Genomic DNA, 16054 nt, shown 5'->3' on the forward strand with positions numbered 1-16054 from the left:
AAATCCTCGTGTCTCTGGTTCGATTCCGGAACTGGGCACTAACTATGTCCGAATGTCATTTGGTAAGAGAAGAACAAGAAAAACGGGACGGATAAGGGAACGTTAATAAGTAATGAAGTGATGGGAAGCAGGAATGCTTCTTTTTTTATTATATAAGTATATAATTTTTATACATATTTAGTGTTAGGTTGGTTTGAATAAATATAGAAATTAAATTAAAAAAATAATAATTATAGGAAATAATAAGATTTGATATAGTCTTGAAAAAATAGTAAAATATAAAAGGATGCACGCAAATAAACAAATGAGTAGGTGGTATATATGAAAGAACATCAGGCAAGAGAGTATATATTTGAGAAAAAAGTAAATAAATTATTAGAAGATAGTGGATATGTAACTATAAAAGAAAAAGAAATAAATGGAAATAGTTCACAACATGGAATATATAGTTATGGTATTTTAAATATGCCTTCAGCATTTACAACTCCAATAAGAATGATTTGCCAATATAAATTTTATGCAAAAAATAGAGTTGAATTGTCTCATATAAGAGATTTTTATGGAATTATTACAGATATTAATGAAAATAGATATTTAGGCGTGGATAAAAATGAAAATATATACAATAATGTAGGATGTTATTTTAGTGCGACAGGATTTAGTCGTGCTGCTCAGGAATATGCATGGGCACATAATATATTTCTTATTTCATTTGAAAAAATAGATGTTTTTAAACCTATATTAGAAAACATAAATGAATTTGTTAATGGATTAAATGAAAATGTAATAAATACGATTTCCAAAGAAGAATTATTAGTTGGATACGAAAATGCAGTAGATGAAACACATGTATTGCCTGATGCAATGGTTGGAATAGTCAATAACGTATATCCGATTATAATTTGTGGAAATGAAGGATGGTCTATTCCAGTTATTGAAGAGGCCGAAAAATCAGAAGTAGGAAGAGTTTATATAGAACAAGTTTATAGAACGGAAAATTTGTTTGAAGCCAAATTTGAATTAACATTTATGGAAAGTGTAGCTGAATTTTCTATACCATTGGCTATTGTAGAAAAATTGATGAAGCGAGAAGATAATCCGACAAAAGAAAATGTAATATTTAATATAGATGTACCTTATTTGATTAAAAAAGGCAGAAAAGAGTATGCGTCTATGGAAGTATTTTTAGAGGGATTTGAGAAAAATCAATACAATTACAAGCAGATTTCATTTGAAAATATGTTTGATAATGAGGAGTTAGAAGAAGAATAGTAATGTCAAAGGATTTATATGATAAATTAAAAGAATATAGTAAGTCTGATTTTTACCCATTTCATATGCCGGGACATAAGAGAAATGTAAATTTAATAAAAGAGCAGTATGGAATTGATATTGATATAACAGAAATAGATGGATTTGATATGCTCTACGAAGCAGATGACGTGCTTAAGGATGCGATGGAACGGGCAAAAAAATTTTGGGGGACGGAAAAAACATATTTTTTAGTAAATGGAAGCACAGTTGGCATTTTAACAGCAATGCATTCGTGTCTTACACAGGGGGATAGAATAATAATAGGAAGAAACTGTCACAAAGCAGTATATAATGCAAGTGAATTGCTTAAGTTAAATAATACATATTTGTATCCAAAGTATATACCTAAATATGGGATAAATGGGGGATATAGTGCAAAAGAATTAGAAAATTTATTTGAAAAAAATAGTAATATAAAAGCAGTTGTCATAACGTCGCCTACATATGATGGAATTGTGTCAGATATAAAAACTTTGGCAGATATTACGCATAAAAATGGAGCAGTGCTTATTGTTGATGAAGCTCATGGAGCGCATTTTGGAATATCAGATAAATTTCCAAAACCAGCATATGATATGGGAGCAGACTTAGTAATTGAGAGTATGCATAAAACTTTGCCGACTTTTACGCAGACTGCATTGTTACATTTATCTAAAGAAGGAAAAAAAAGAGTTGATGAGAAAAAAATAAAACATTTTTGGTCAATTTTTCAGACAAGCAGTCCTTCATATGTTTTTATGGCAAATATGGATAAATGCATATCATTTTTAGATAAAAATGGAAATGAAATATATGAAAAATTTAGCAATGACATAGAAGAATTTAGAAAAAAATGTGATAAATTACATGACATACATATTCCGGGAAAAGAACTTATTGGAACGAATGAAGTTTTTGATGTTGATTTAAGTAAATTAATAATTAACTCAAGTATGGGTGGAAAACCTATGAATGATATTTTACGTAAAAAATTTCATTTGGAAATGGAAATGGAAGCTGCAAAATATGTGTTGGCTATAACTACCTTTTGTGATAATAAAGAGGGATTTGATAGATTATATAAAGCATTAGATTATATTGATGCAGAACTCAAAAAAATTACAAACAAATCAGAAATAAAGAAAATTAAGAATACAAATTTTGAATTAGTAAGAAATATTCAGGAGATGAGTATTTCTAATGCAGTTAATAGTAATACAAAGTTGGTAAATATTGAAAATGCAATAAATAAAGTATCTGCGGAGTATCTTTATTTGTATCCACCGGGAATTCCATTAATTGTTCCAGGCGAAGTTGTTAATGTAAAGCTTGTTGAACAAATAAAGGAATACAAAAATAGAAATTATGAAATAGTTAGATATGATAAATTTAAAATTGTTGATTAATCTAATTATGTAATTAATATAAAAACAATTAAATTATTAATATTTAAATTCATAACATTTAAATTAATTTAATAATGACTAATAATATAATAAAAAATAGGTATGAACTATTTAAGTTGATTAAAGAAAAGGAAAGAAAATGGGAAAAATATTTTATATATTAGGAAAAAGTAGCTCCGGTAAGGATACAATTTTTCAGCAAATTAAAAATAATAGGCAATTGAATTTAAAGACAGTTGTCGGATATACAACAAGACCTATGAGAGTGGGCGAAAAAAATGGAGTAGAATATTATTTTGTTTCTCCTCAAAAATTAGAAGAAATGAAAGATAAGGGAAAAATAATTGAGTGCAGAGGCTATAATACTGTACACGGATTATGGAATTATTTTACAGCAGATGATGGACAAATAGATTTGGATAGTGACAATAATTACCTTTATATTGGAACTTTAGAGGCTTATAAAGGAATGAGAAAGTATTATGGAGAAGAAAATGTTATTCCGTTTTACATATATGTTGAACCAGGTGAAAGACTTTCTAGGGCGGTAGAAAGGGAAAGACGTCAGGAAAATCCAAAATATACAGAGTTGTGTCGTAGATTTATTGCCGATGAAGAAGATTTTTCAAGAGAAAAAATATTAGAAGTTGGAATTGATAAAATATATGAAAATGACAAATTATTTGAATGTGTAAATAATATTGAAAATGACATAAAGAAGTATTTATGATATATTTAATTAGTTAGTGTAAATAGATTATGAGGTTTGTTGTATGGCAAATGGAAAAGTTTTAGGTCAAAATCACATAACTCAACATTTTGAAAATGCAATAAAGATGGGAAAGATTTCTCATGCATATATAATCAATGGAGAAGCTGAGTCAGGTAAAATGGAGTTAGCGCTTCAATTTGCGAAAGCTTTACAGTGTGAGGATAATAACACTGTAGGAAAAACTCCGACAGGAGTTGCTTGTGGAAAATGTAAATCATGTCATCAGACAGATACCGGAAACCAACCGGATATAAGAATTGTGACATACGAGAAAAGTGGTATTGGTGTTGATGAGATAAGAGAACAGATTAACAATGATATTGTGATTAAACCGTATAGCAGTAAACATAAAATTTATATAGTTCCGGATTGTGAAAAAATGACAGAGGCAGCTCAAAATGCACTATTAAAAACTATAGAAGAACCGCCGGAATATGGAATAATTATTTTACTTACTACAAATGCAGATAAATTTTTGCAGACAATTTTATCAAGATGTGTTGTATTAAATATAAGAAGTGTAAAAGAAAGCACAATAAAGAATTATTTAATGAGTGAGTTTGGCATAGGTTCTTATGATGCAAGTGTTGCTGCGGCATTTGCTGAAGGAAATCCGGGAAAAGCTGTTAAACTTGCAACATCAGAAGAGTTTAAAGAACTAAAAAATTCTCTGGTTCAGACATTGATTGCAATGGAACATGGGGGAATAAATGTAATAACTCAGGCAGTAAAGACAGCGGGAGAACTAAAAAAGAATATAGATGAATTTTTTGATCTTATGTATGTGTGGTATAGAGATATGCTTGTGTATAAGGCATGTAAAGATTCAGAAAAGCTGATATTTCAGGATGATTATATGGCTATAGTTAATCAAAGTGAAAAACTAAGCTTTAGAGATATAAATATTATTTTAGAAGAAATAGATAATGCGGAGAAAAGGATTGGGTCAAATGTAAATTTTGATGCAACTTTAGAAGTATTGTTTTTGATTATTAGAGAAAGGATTCAAAAATGACAAAAGTAATCGGAGTAAGATTTAGACAGGCAGGAAGAATCTATAATTTTGCAGTAGGTGATATAGAAGTTGAAAATGGCCAGCATGTAATAGTAGAGACTGCAAGAGGAATAGAATATGGTGAAGTTGTTGGAAAGATAAAGGAAATTAATGAAGAAGAACTTTCAGCACCACTTAAGCCAATTATAAGAGTGGCTACTCCAGAAGATGATGAGAAAGAGTTAGAAAATAAAAAGAAAGAAAAAAAGGCATATAAAATCTGTCTCGAAAAAATAAAGAAACATGGATTGGAAATGAAACTTATTAATACAGAATATACATTTGATAATAATAAAGTTTTATTCTATTTTACAGCAGATGGAAGAATTGATTTTAGAGAGTTAGTTAAAGATTTGGCATCTGTTTTTAAAACAAGAATTGAATTAAGACAGGTTGGAGTTAGAGATGAAACTAAAATGCTTGGAGGAATAGGAGTGTGTGGAAGACCTTTATGTTGTCATACATTTTTACCGGAATTTGCACCGGTTTCAATTAAAATGGCAAAAGAACAAAGTCTTTCATTAAATCCAACGAAGATATCAGGTGTATGTGGACGTTTAATGTGTTGCTTAAAAAATGAGCAGGAAACATATGAATACTTAAATGCGAATCTTCCAAGTGTAGGTGAAAATGTAAAAACATTTGACGGATTACGAGGAGAAGTATACAGTGTAAATGTTCTTAGACAGAAAGTAAAAGTAATTGTAGAAGTAAATGACGAAAAGGAAATCAGAGAATATAATATTAAAGAATTAAAATTCAAGCCTAAGAAAAAGAAAATCAATTTGGCAGCAGATGAAATAAAGGCGCTAAAAGGGCTTGAAGATAAAGAGGAATCAAAATTAGATGATTAATTTAAAACAGGGAGAACGAATTGATGACCTTAATCGGAATGGATATAAAATAATTCAGAGTAAGGACAAGTTTTGTTTTGGAATGGATGCAGTATTATTGTCAGGATTTGCAGACGCTAAATCAGGGGAAAATGTACTAGACTTAGGAACAGGTACAGGAATAATTCCTATTTTAATGGAAGCAAAGACCAACGGAGAGCATTTTACAGGACTTGAGATTCAGCATGAAAGTGCTGAGATGGCTACAAGAAGTGTAGAAATGAATGAACTGCAGGATAAAATTAATATTGTGACAGGTGATATAAAAGAGGCTTCGGGAATTTTCGGCGGAGCCACTTTTCACGTTATTACTACAAATCCGCCATATATGAATGAAAATCATGGATTGAAAAATCCTGAAATGCCTAAGGCGATTGCAAGACATGAAGTTTTGTGCAATTTGGAAGATGTAATAAGAGAATCGGCAAAGATGTTAAAGCCGAAAGGAAGATTTTATATGGTACATAGACCACACAGGCTAGTTGACATAATATCACTAATGCGACAGTATAGAATTGAGCCTAAAAGAATAAGAATGGTTCATCCATTTGCAGATAAGGAAGCAAATATGGTTCTTATTGAAGGATGCCGTGGAGGTAAGTCCATGGTTAAGGTGGAAAAACCATTGATTGTATATAAAGAACAGGGCGTATATACAGATGAGATATATGATATATATGGTTATAATGAAGAAAAATGATTAATGTTTAAGTTGTGAATAGAAAATAAACATGGAGAAAGTCTATGAGTGAAGAAATTAAGCAGGGAAAATTGTATTTATGTGCAACACCAATTGGAAATTTGGAGGATATAACGTACAGAGTTGTAAGAATTTTGAAAGAAGTTGATATAATTGGTGCCGAAGATACAAGAAATAGTGTAAAATTATTAAATCATTTTGAAATAAAGACTCCAATGACAAGTTATCATGAATTTAATAAATATGATAAGGCAAAACAGTTGGTTCAAATGATGCTAAACGGGAAAAACGTAGCAATTATTACGGATGCCGGAACGCCTGGAATATCAGACCCCGGAGAAGAGGTGGTGAGACAGTGCTATGAAGCGGGAATAGAAGTTTCATCTCTTCCGGGAGCAGCAGCTTGCGTGACGGCACTTACAATGTCGGGACAAAAAACAAGAAGATTTTGTTTTGAGGCATTTTTACCTAGTGATAAAAAAGAAAAATCAACTGTGTTAGAAGAGTTGAAAAATGAAACAAGGACAATAGTAATTTATGAAGCACCACACCGCTTGGTAAGAACACTAAAGGAATTAAGAGATGCGTTAGGAAATAGAAGTATTACATTATGCCGCGAACTTACTAAGAAATATGAAGAAGCTGATAAAACAACAATTGATGGTGCAATAGAAAAATATAATGAAAAAGAACCAAAAGGAGAATTTGTTCTTGTAATAGAAGGAAAATCTCAGGAGGAGATTAAGGAAGAAAAAAGAAAACAGTGGGAAGATATGAGTATTGAAGAACATATGGAATATTATGTAAACCAAGGCAATGATAAAAAAGCTGCTATGAAATTGGTAGCAAAAGACAGAGGAGTTTCAAAAAGAGACATTTATAATACATTAATAAAAGAATAAGATGTCTGTTTTTATAAAAAATTATTACGAAATAAATAAAAATATGCTAATTAATAAAACTATTTGAATTAATTAAAAAGAGATATTTAATAGTAATAATAAAGGTAAAAGAATTTAGAAATAATTGTAATCAAAAAATTATAACAATTATGTTGTAATGATTAAATGATTTTGTTATAATTTTATGGTTTAATGAATTATAGTGTCAATTCTTAGAGAGTTTAATGAAAAAGTAAACATGTTAATTTAGTGAAAATGTGCTTTATGATGACATACAGTTAGACAGAAGTTTATGCAGAAATAGGTAGTAGTTTTTGGACAAGAGCATATCAAGTTTGGAAACTATTATTTTTTTGAGACTTAAAATTCTTATAATTTTATTAAATGTTATATAAGTTTATTTTAAAATACAAAAATTATTTACTAATGGAGAAAAAAATGAAACAGAAAATAGGAAGAATAGTAAAAATTATTTGTTTTTGTCTAGTGGCAGTATTAATGGTAAATGCTTTAGAAGGATTATTTAAACCAAAGTGGTTAGAAAATCGTTGGGCATCATCAAAAACAAATAAGAGCTTTTATGAATTGGAAAAAAACAGTACAGAAGTTTTATTCTTTGGAGCAAGCGTTATTGCTGCAACAGCAGATCCGTATCAGTTATATGAAGATTACGGTATTTCTTCATATAATTTAGGTGTTATGTCACAGCCGATGATAGGAACATTTTTTTGGTTCAAAGAGGCATTAGACACACAGGATATTAAAGTAGCAGTTGTCGAAATTAAATCTGCCGGAAAATCATCTGAAAAGGCAGAGGAAAAAGCAAGAAAATCATATGATTATATGAGAATTGGAAAAAACAAACTTCAATATGCAATTGAATACAATAGTGTTCAAAGAGACGAAGATGAAGTAAAACCGGATTTATTTTCATATTTATTCCCATTATCTTTATATCATTCAAGATGGTCAGAATTAAATTATGATGATTATGATTTCTTCTTAGGAAATAACAAAAGTTATACTAGAGGCTTTTCAGTATTATCAACACAATTTAAGGATATGAATACTTATATTGAAGAGGATGCACAAAAAGGCTTATATGATGGATTTGAAGTAGAGTCAGATAAAATTGAAAGTCCAAATGAAGTTAATGCTAAGTATGTGAGAAGAATAATTGAATTAGCTAAAGAAAGAAATGTTAAGTTATTATTCGTAAAGAGTCCTGACACAGGCTGGAAAGAAAAACAGCATAATTATATTCAAAAAATTGCGGATGAAAATGATATTCCGTTTATAGATATGAATCTTAAGAGCGTTAGAAAAGAACTTGATTTTAATTATAAAACAGATTTAGCTGATGCAATTCATTTAAATATAAAGGGAGCAAAAAAGACTTCAGAATTTTTGGGAAAATATTTAACTGAAAATTATGATCTTACTGATTACAGAGAAGGAAATAATAGCGTTAAGAAGAGTTTTGAAAAATATAAAAAATATTATGAAGCATCTATAAAAGAAGGTGAATTAAGTTTCCCGACAACTTTAGATGAATATTTAAAAGAAGTACAGGATAAGAGTAATGGAAATTATGAAGTCATTTTAGCAGCAGGTTCAAATGTTAATAATATTAAATTTACTGATGAACAGAAGAACACTCTTATAAATATGGGTGTTAGTAAAAAGATATTTGAAGATAGCGAATTTGGTACAAATATAGTAAGTGTTACAAATGATGGTAAGACATACAATGAAGTGGCTAAGCAGAGTGAAGACAGTGCAGTAAGTGTTTCATTAGGTGGAACATTTAGTGATGGAACAGACTATCTTGTGAAAGCTGATGCAACAGGAAGCACACTAAAGTTAAATGACAATGAATGTACAAGTTTAACATCTTATGGTTTTAATATTATAGTATACGATAAGCAACTAAAAAGAGTTGTAAGCACAGTTTATTTGTATTCAAATAATGGTGAAACTACATTGAACAGAGGAGAGTAGCTAAAATGGGCTTTAATACACTATCTTTTATCCCATTTCTATTAATAGTAATTTTATTGTATTTTACAGTTTTTAGAAAATGTCAGTGGATATTTTTATTAATTGCAAGTATTGCATTTTATTTATTTGCAGGACCTAAATATATTGTTTTTATAATTATTTCATCGCTAAGCACATATTTTTTCGCAAGAAAAATTCAGAAAATGCATGATGCTGAGGATAAAATTTTAAAGGAACGTGAATTCTCTTCAAAAGATGCAAAGAAGGCTTTTAAGAAAAGACGTACAAAACAAAGAAGAAGAGTCCTCGTAGTTGATTTTATTATTAATTTAGGATTGTTATGTGTAATTAAATATACAGATTTTATTTTATCAGGTGTATCCACAATCCTTTCAAAATTTGGAATGGATTGGAGTAAAGAGTTTAATTTCATACTTCCACTTGGAATATCTTTTTATACATTTATGCTTGTTGGATATATACTTGATGTTTATTGGAAGAGATATAGAGCAGAAACAAATTATTTTAAACTTGCCTTATTCTCAATGTATTTCCCTCATATTGTGCAGGGACCAATTGGAAGATATAACAGGTTAGCACCACAGTTTTTTGCAGATCATCCATTTGATTACAACAGAGTAACTAAAGGATTTCAATTAATCTTATGGGGTTACTTTGAAAAAATGGTAATATCTGACAGAATACAGGCATTTACAAATGGAGTATTAGCAAATTGGCAGCAGCTTACAGGTTTTCCACTTTTACTTGGAATATCATTATTCTCAATTCAGTTATATTTAGACTGGATGGGATGTATGGATATTGCCCATGGTGTTTCTGAAATATTTGGAATTAATCTTGATAGAAACTTCTGGCATCCGTTCTTCTCAAAGAATATGCCTGAGTTCTGGAGAAGATGGCATATTTCACTTGGTGCATGGTTCAAAGATTATTTATTGTATCAGGTTTCAATGTCAGGATTATGTAAGAAAATTAATAAATTCACAAGAAGAAAATGGGGAAACCAGGCTTCAAGAGCATTTTCAGCAGTTATACCGGCAGCAGTTGTATGGATTGTTACAGGTGTTTGGCATGGTGCCGCAAGTTGCTTTGTGCTTTGGGGCGTATACCATGGAATTTTAATTATAACAAGTTCGTTATTTGAAATTCCAATACAGAAACTGTGTAAATTCCTTCATATTGATACAGAATGCTTTAGTTTTAATTTATTTAGAATGATTAGAACATTTATGCTTTCGACAATAGGTAGAATTTTCTTTGCAGTTTCAGCAGGATTTACAACAATGATTGAATTTACAAAGAGAATGTTTGACTTTAGACAGTTTGGACTTCACACTCTTTGGGATGAAAGTTTATTCTCATACGGATTAGACAGACATGGATTTACATTAGCTATGCTTTTAGTTGTATTAGTATGGTGTGTAAGTATGTTACAGGAAAAATTCGATAAAGATAATAAGACAGTCAGAGATGTAATTGCAGAACAGAATATTGTTTTCAGATGGGTTTTATATTTAGGACTTATTGCGGGAATTCTTATTTTTGGAATGTACGGTTCAGGATATGATGCCGGCGCATTCTTCTATGGTAAATTCTAATCTGAAAATATAATGATGTCCGGAGTAAAGACGGTATGATAATTATTTTGTATAAATACAGAATAATTTTAGTCTTATAACTCCGGCATCTATAAATTTAGTAACATATGTTGAAGAGATAGTTTTAGGAGGATTTCATGAGTTACAATTCAATTTTGGAAGCGATAAAAACTAATTCAGAAATTAATCCCGGCAAATTATGTGTGGGAGACAAAAAGAATAAGGCAACATACGGGCAGTTTTGGAAAATGATAAATAAGGGAGCTGCTTATTTGGAAAAGAATGGTGTAAAAAAAGGTGACGTTGTAGTTTTAAGAGGCGCACAAAAGGTTGAATATTTATTTTCAATATTTTCAATTCAGCTTCTTGGAGCGATTGCATGCCCATTAGAAAAAGCTGTAAAAGAGGACAGAATTCTTGAAATTATGAATTTTGTAGAAACAAAGTATTTTCTTGATACTAAGAAATTAAAGGATACTTCTGCAGAATGCATTAGTTTAAAGGAAATGTTTAAAGAGGCAATGAATGATGAAACTGAATGTGATGTAAACAAGTATGAATTGCCTAAATCAGATGATTTATCAGAAATTTTGTTTACTACAGGTACTACAGGTAAGTCAAAAGGAATTAAGATAATCTGCAAAAACAATATAGCAATAGCGCAGAATGTAAGTGAAGCTATAGGAATAACTTCAGATGATGTTGAAATGGTTACAGCACCGTTAAATCATTCTATGGGACTTAGAAGAACATATTCCGTTTTTTATAAAGGTGGAACAGTTATAATGACTGACGGAGTAAAATTTGTTGAGGATTTCTTCAAATTATTGGACTTATACCATGTAACAGGACTCACATTTGCTCCTGCAATTCTTGAACAGTTATTGAAATTTGCAAAGGATAGATTTGGAACATATAGCGAACAGATTCATTATATACAGTTAGGTTCAGCACCTTTATCTGAAAAAGCAAAAGAAACATTAAAAGAAATGTTCCCAAATACAAAATTATTTAATATTTACGGCGCAACAGAATCTGGTTGTACTGTTAGTCTTGAATTTAGCAAATACGGAGATAAAAAAGGAAGTATTGGAATTCCAAACGTAAATGCAAATATAATTTTTGTAGATGACAATAGAAATATAGTTAATGCATCAGCAGAAAACCCGGGAAATCTTGCATTTAAGGGTGCAATGAACATGCCTGGTTATTTAAAAGAACCTGAAATTACTAAAGAGGTTTTAGACGATGAAGGTACTTTATATACAAACGATTTAGGTTATATGGGAGAAGACGGATTTGTATATTTACTTGGAAGAAAAGGCGATGTAATAAATATGGGTGGAATTAAGATTGCACCTTCAGAAATAGAAGAAGTTGTTGCACAGAACGAAATGATAAAAGAATGTGCATGTATTCCTATACCTGATGAAATTACAGGAGAAGCTCCTAAATTATTTATAGTTATAAATGAAGGATATGAATATGATGAAAAAGCATTACATAAATTTATGACTGATAAATTAGAAGCGATAAGAGTTCCAAAAGTTGTTCAGGTAATAGATGAACTCCCAAGAACTTTTAATGGAAAAGTAATTAAACGTAAATTAAAAGAAATGTAACTTATAAATAGAAAATCACAGTGATTTTAAGAGTATTTTGAGATGAGGAATTAAAATGACAAAGACAAAACAGCGTATTTATTTATTAATAGGACCGTTATTATTTGTTTTATGTTGTTTAGCAATACCGGAGAGTGCATTTCCGGCTTTAGCTGAAAGAGCAGCAATAGGAACGGTTGCATGGATGGCATTTTGGTGGGTAACAGCGCCTATCGATTATGCAGTAACAGCATTTTTACCAATAGCAATTAACGCTATTGTCACTATGTGCGATATGTCTGCAGTAATATCAAATTATGCATCTGAGACAATTTTATTATTACTTGGAGCATCAATATTGACTGTATCTTGGGAAGAAACAGGACTTGATAAAAGAATTGCAGCATCATTACTTGGATTAATTGGTGATAACTTAAGAATTCAGTTAATTTTCTGGTTTATGTTATCTACAGTATTATCTGCAATTTTACCAAATGCAGTAGTATGTGCAACAATTACACCTATTGCAGTTTCGATGTTAAAGTACATAGGTGAGGGTGATATTGAACATAGTAGAATTGGTTCAAAATTATTATTATACATAGCTTACGGTGCAGGACTTGGAGGATTGACATCACCACTTGGTGGAGCAATGAATCTTGTAACTGTTGATTATTTACAGCAGCTTACAGGAAAAGAATACATGTATATTTCATGGGTAATCCGTTTCTTACCAATTATGATTACATTACTTGTTATTAACATTGTTTTCATGATTAGGGATGTTAAAAAATCAGAAAGCCTTGGTGGATCAAAAGAATATTTTAGAAATGAATATAAAAAATTCCCACCAATGAGCATAGAAGAGAAGATTTCTCTTGGATTATTTGCAGTAGCAACAATACTTGCATTCACAAGACAGTTCTATCAGACATTATTACCGGGATTAAAACCGGCATATGTATTTATTATTTGTGCAATTTTATCATTCTTAATAACACGTTCTGATGGAGAAAGACTTATGCTCTGGAAATCAGTTCAGACAAAAATTATTTGGGAAATGATTTACATTTTTGCAGGTGGTCTTGCAGTAGGAACATTAATAAATGAATCAGGTGCAGCAGAAAGAATTGGTGAATTGGTTTCAGGAATGGGACTTACAGGTGGAGTTACAACAGTATTTGTAATTATAACAGTAACTTTACTTATGTCTGATGTAACATCAAATACAGCAACTGCAGCAGTTGCAATACCTATAGTTATATCTATAGTAAAGGGAATGAATTTAAATCCAATACCTTACGTTTACATTGCATCAGTAGGAGTAAATTTATCTTATATGTTACCAACATCAATCAGAGCAATACCTGTTGGATATGGTTTACAGCCAAAGTATATGCTTAAAGAGGGTTGGAAAATGACAGTAATCATTATAATAGCAATGACAATAGTATGCTCATTATTGTTAAAATATTGGCCGGCATTTAGTACAACGTAAATATTTACAGATTAACTTAAGATGGAAACTAAATTAATGAAGTTTATATTTAATAATGTTTCCAATAACTAGTCGCCGACTAGATAGAGAGGCAATACATGTTAGACGAGGAGCAACGAAATGAAAACCAGATTTAGAAAATATAGTAAAATATTGTTCGGTGTAATTATGATGTTATATTTTGTGGCAGTAAGTAATAACGTATACGCCGATGATGTTCAATTTACACAGAAAACATATAAAATATTGTTTGTAGGAAACAGTCATACATATTACAATGATATGCCAAAAATGTTTAAAGGACTTTGTGATGCAGATAAAATAAATTGTGAAGTTACATCTATTACATCAGCAGGATATAAACTTAGCCAGTTTGCAGATAAGACTAACATGTATGGAAGTCAGGTTTATCAGGCATTAACAAATAATACATGGGATTATGTAGTATTACAGGAAAACAGGGCAGTTTTAGTAGAAAAAGAAGAAGAGGCAGAAGTAGCAGTTAATACTCTATATACTTTAATACATAATGCCGGAGCAAAAATGGTTATATATGCAACACAGCCAAATAATATTGGAAGTACTTTTAAAGTTAATTCAATGTCATTATTTTTGAGCGACTTTCAGATTGAACAGATTTTAACAAGAAATAACTTTAAAATATCTGATGAATATGATGGACTTGTTGCAGCATCAGGAACTAACTTCATGAGAGTAATGCAGGATTATCCTAAAATTACAATGTATAAAACAGATAATCTTCATCCATCAGTAACAGGAAGTTATTTGGCAGCATGTACTATTTACAATACAATATTTGACAGAAGTCCATATGGAAATAAATATTTACCAAATAGTGAATATGATAAAGATAATTTAATATCAAAAGTTTCAATGGAAAATGCCCTTATAATGCAGAAAATTGCAGACAGCAGATTAAAAGTAGATAGTTATTATACAACCGTAAGTAAGGGACAAAATTCTAAATTGACAGCAACATTTACATCAACTCAGACAGATGAATCAGAGACTACAGAAGATACTACTAAAAAAACAGAAGATGTAACAAAAACCTCAGATGAAAAAGAGACAACAGTTACTGATAAGAAAGATACTACACCAACATATACAAATAAAATAATGTGGGATGCTGTTGATGCAAACAGTATTTCAATCAACAGAATTACAGGTGAATTTACTGCATTAAAGGCCGGAAAATATCAGGTAATGTCAACAACAGACAGCGGTTTAATATGCTATTCAACAATTGATGTAAAACAGCCATCAACAGCTTTTAACATTAATGAAAGCAAGATTTTAAAAGTTGTAAAGGGATATGTAGGAAAATATACTACTACGATAGCACCTGATGATACAACAGATACAATTACATGGAAGAGTAATTATCCGGATATAGTTTCTGTTGATGCACAGGGAAATATACAGGCCAAAAAAGTAGGCATAGCAAAAATAACTGCTGTAACTACAAGCGGAATTAAGTCAGAACGTTATGTGCGTGTAAAGTTAAAGACACCAGGTAATGTTAAGCTGACAAAAAAGGTAAAAAAAGTTAAGAAAAAGAAAGTATATCGTGTAAATGTAAAATGGAGTAAAAATAAAAATGCCACTAAATATTATGTATTCCGTAAAATGGAAGGCAAAAAGGTATTTAAAAGAGTCGCAACAACTACTCAGGCAAAATACATAGATAAAAATATTAAGAAAAATAAAACTTATTCTTACAAAATACAGGCAATATATTCAAATAGCAAACTTAATAGTGATAAAACAGCAGAGCATAGTATAAAAGTAAAATAATAAAGTTTTAAGAATATTTGCAAATTATAAAAATTAATTATAAAGACCTCTAAAATGTGCAGATTATATACAAAAATCTGTTATTTTAGAGGCTTTTTATGCCCAAAAAATTTAGCAAATATAAATTAAAAAAATATTTAATAAAAATAGTTTGTTGGAAATTTTGTTGACAAATAAAAAACAGGTGACTATACTTTAAGCAGAAATTAAATAGAAATTCTTCGGGGCAGGGTGATATGCATAACGCATAAATTCCCAACCGACGGTAAGTGTACAGAGCGTAAAGATGCACGAGTCCGTGACCTGCGAAAGCAGCTGATTTGGTGAGAATCCAAAACCGACAGTATAGTCTGGATGGGAGAAGAATAGATGATGTAATTAATCTTCATCAGTAATAAGGATTTAATCTGATTATAGATGGTTATCCGGTTAGATGTTTGTATGATTTACACAACAATTAATTATATAAATACAACTGATGATAATTTGCTAAAAAC

Annotated in this window: 12 protein-coding genes and 1 riboswitch; all 12 genes read left to right on the top strand. The window is 30.3% G+C overall.

The features are described 5' to 3' along the window. The first annotated feature begins 321 nt into the window (after positions 1-321). On the top strand, positions 322-1272 hold the full coding sequence (locus DWW96_RS12780; protein ID WP_022089129.1) for a restriction endonuclease: 951 nt from the start codon (positions 322-324) through the stop codon (positions 1270-1272). Between the two features lie 2 nt (positions 1273-1274). Further along, positions 1275-2699 carry an aminotransferase class V-fold PLP-dependent enzyme gene (locus tag DWW96_RS12785; protein WP_117910681.1) on the top strand — a complete coding sequence of 475 codons (1425 nt, stop codon included), beginning with the start codon at positions 1275-1277 and terminating at the stop codon, positions 2697-2699. 139 nt (positions 2700-2838) lie between these two features. Continuing rightward, positions 2839-3429, top strand: a complete 591-nt coding sequence (locus DWW96_RS12790) for a hypothetical protein (RefSeq protein WP_022089131.1) — start codon at positions 2839-2841, stop codon at positions 3427-3429. 43 nt (positions 3430-3472) lie between these two features. Next, positions 3473-4486 carry a DNA polymerase III subunit gene (locus DWW96_RS12795; RefSeq protein ID WP_022089132.1) on the top strand — a complete coding sequence of 338 codons (1014 nt, stop codon included), beginning with the start codon at positions 3473-3475 and terminating at the stop codon, positions 4484-4486. Beyond that, positions 4483-5379 (top strand): stage 0 sporulation family protein, encoded by an 897-nt coding sequence (locus tag DWW96_RS12800; protein ID WP_022089133.1) that lies wholly within the window; start codon positions 4483-4485, stop codon positions 5377-5379. The genes DWW96_RS12795 and DWW96_RS12800 overlap by 4 nt, the downstream gene beginning before the upstream one ends. Beyond that, positions 5372-6118, top strand: a complete 747-nt coding sequence (locus DWW96_RS12805; protein WP_117910682.1) for a tRNA1(Val) (adenine(37)-N6)-methyltransferase — start codon at positions 5372-5374, stop codon at positions 6116-6118. The genes DWW96_RS12800 and DWW96_RS12805 overlap by 8 nt, the downstream gene beginning before the upstream one ends. A 44-nt stretch (positions 6119-6162) precedes the next feature. Next, the gene (gene rsmI / locus DWW96_RS12810) at positions 6163-7020 is read left to right on the top strand and encodes a 16S rRNA (cytidine(1402)-2'-O)-methyltransferase (protein WP_022089135.1); all 858 of its coding nucleotides are present in this window, start codon (positions 6163-6165) and stop codon (positions 7018-7020) included. A gap of 438 nt (positions 7021-7458) precedes the next feature. Then, positions 7459-9021 (top strand): hypothetical protein, encoded by a 1563-nt coding sequence (locus DWW96_RS12815; RefSeq protein WP_022089136.1) that lies wholly within the window; start codon positions 7459-7461, stop codon positions 9019-9021. A 5-nt stretch (positions 9022-9026) separates the two neighbouring features. Further along, positions 9027-10640: an MBOAT family O-acyltransferase gene (locus DWW96_RS12820; protein WP_117910683.1), complete on the top strand. Its 1614-nt coding sequence runs from the start codon at positions 9027-9029 to the stop codon at positions 10638-10640. A gap of 137 nt (positions 10641-10777) precedes the next feature. Further along, positions 10778-12262 carry a class I adenylate-forming enzyme family protein gene (locus tag DWW96_RS12825; protein ID WP_117910684.1) on the top strand — a complete coding sequence of 495 codons (1485 nt, stop codon included), beginning with the start codon at positions 10778-10780 and terminating at the stop codon, positions 12260-12262. A gap of 55 nt (positions 12263-12317) precedes the next feature. After that, a complete protein-coding gene (locus DWW96_RS12830; RefSeq protein WP_022089139.1) occupies positions 12318-13739 on the top strand; it encodes an SLC13 family permease in 1422 nt (473 codons plus the stop codon). A 120-nt stretch (positions 13740-13859) separates the two neighbouring features. Next, entirely contained in the window at positions 13860-15557 is a 1698-nt protein-coding gene (locus tag DWW96_RS12835; RefSeq protein WP_117910685.1) for a DUF4886 domain-containing protein, read from the top strand. Positions 15558-15770: 213 nt separating this feature from the next. Beyond that, positions 15771-15927, top strand: a riboswitch (FMN riboswitch). The last annotated feature ends 127 nt before the right edge of the window (positions 15928-16054 follow it).

The sequence above is a fragment of the Eubacterium sp. AF17-7 genome (assembly GCF_003461285.1).
In the GTDB taxonomy this organism is placed as follows: Bacteria; Bacillota; Clostridia; order Lachnospirales; family Lachnospiraceae; genus Eubacterium_U; species Eubacterium_U album.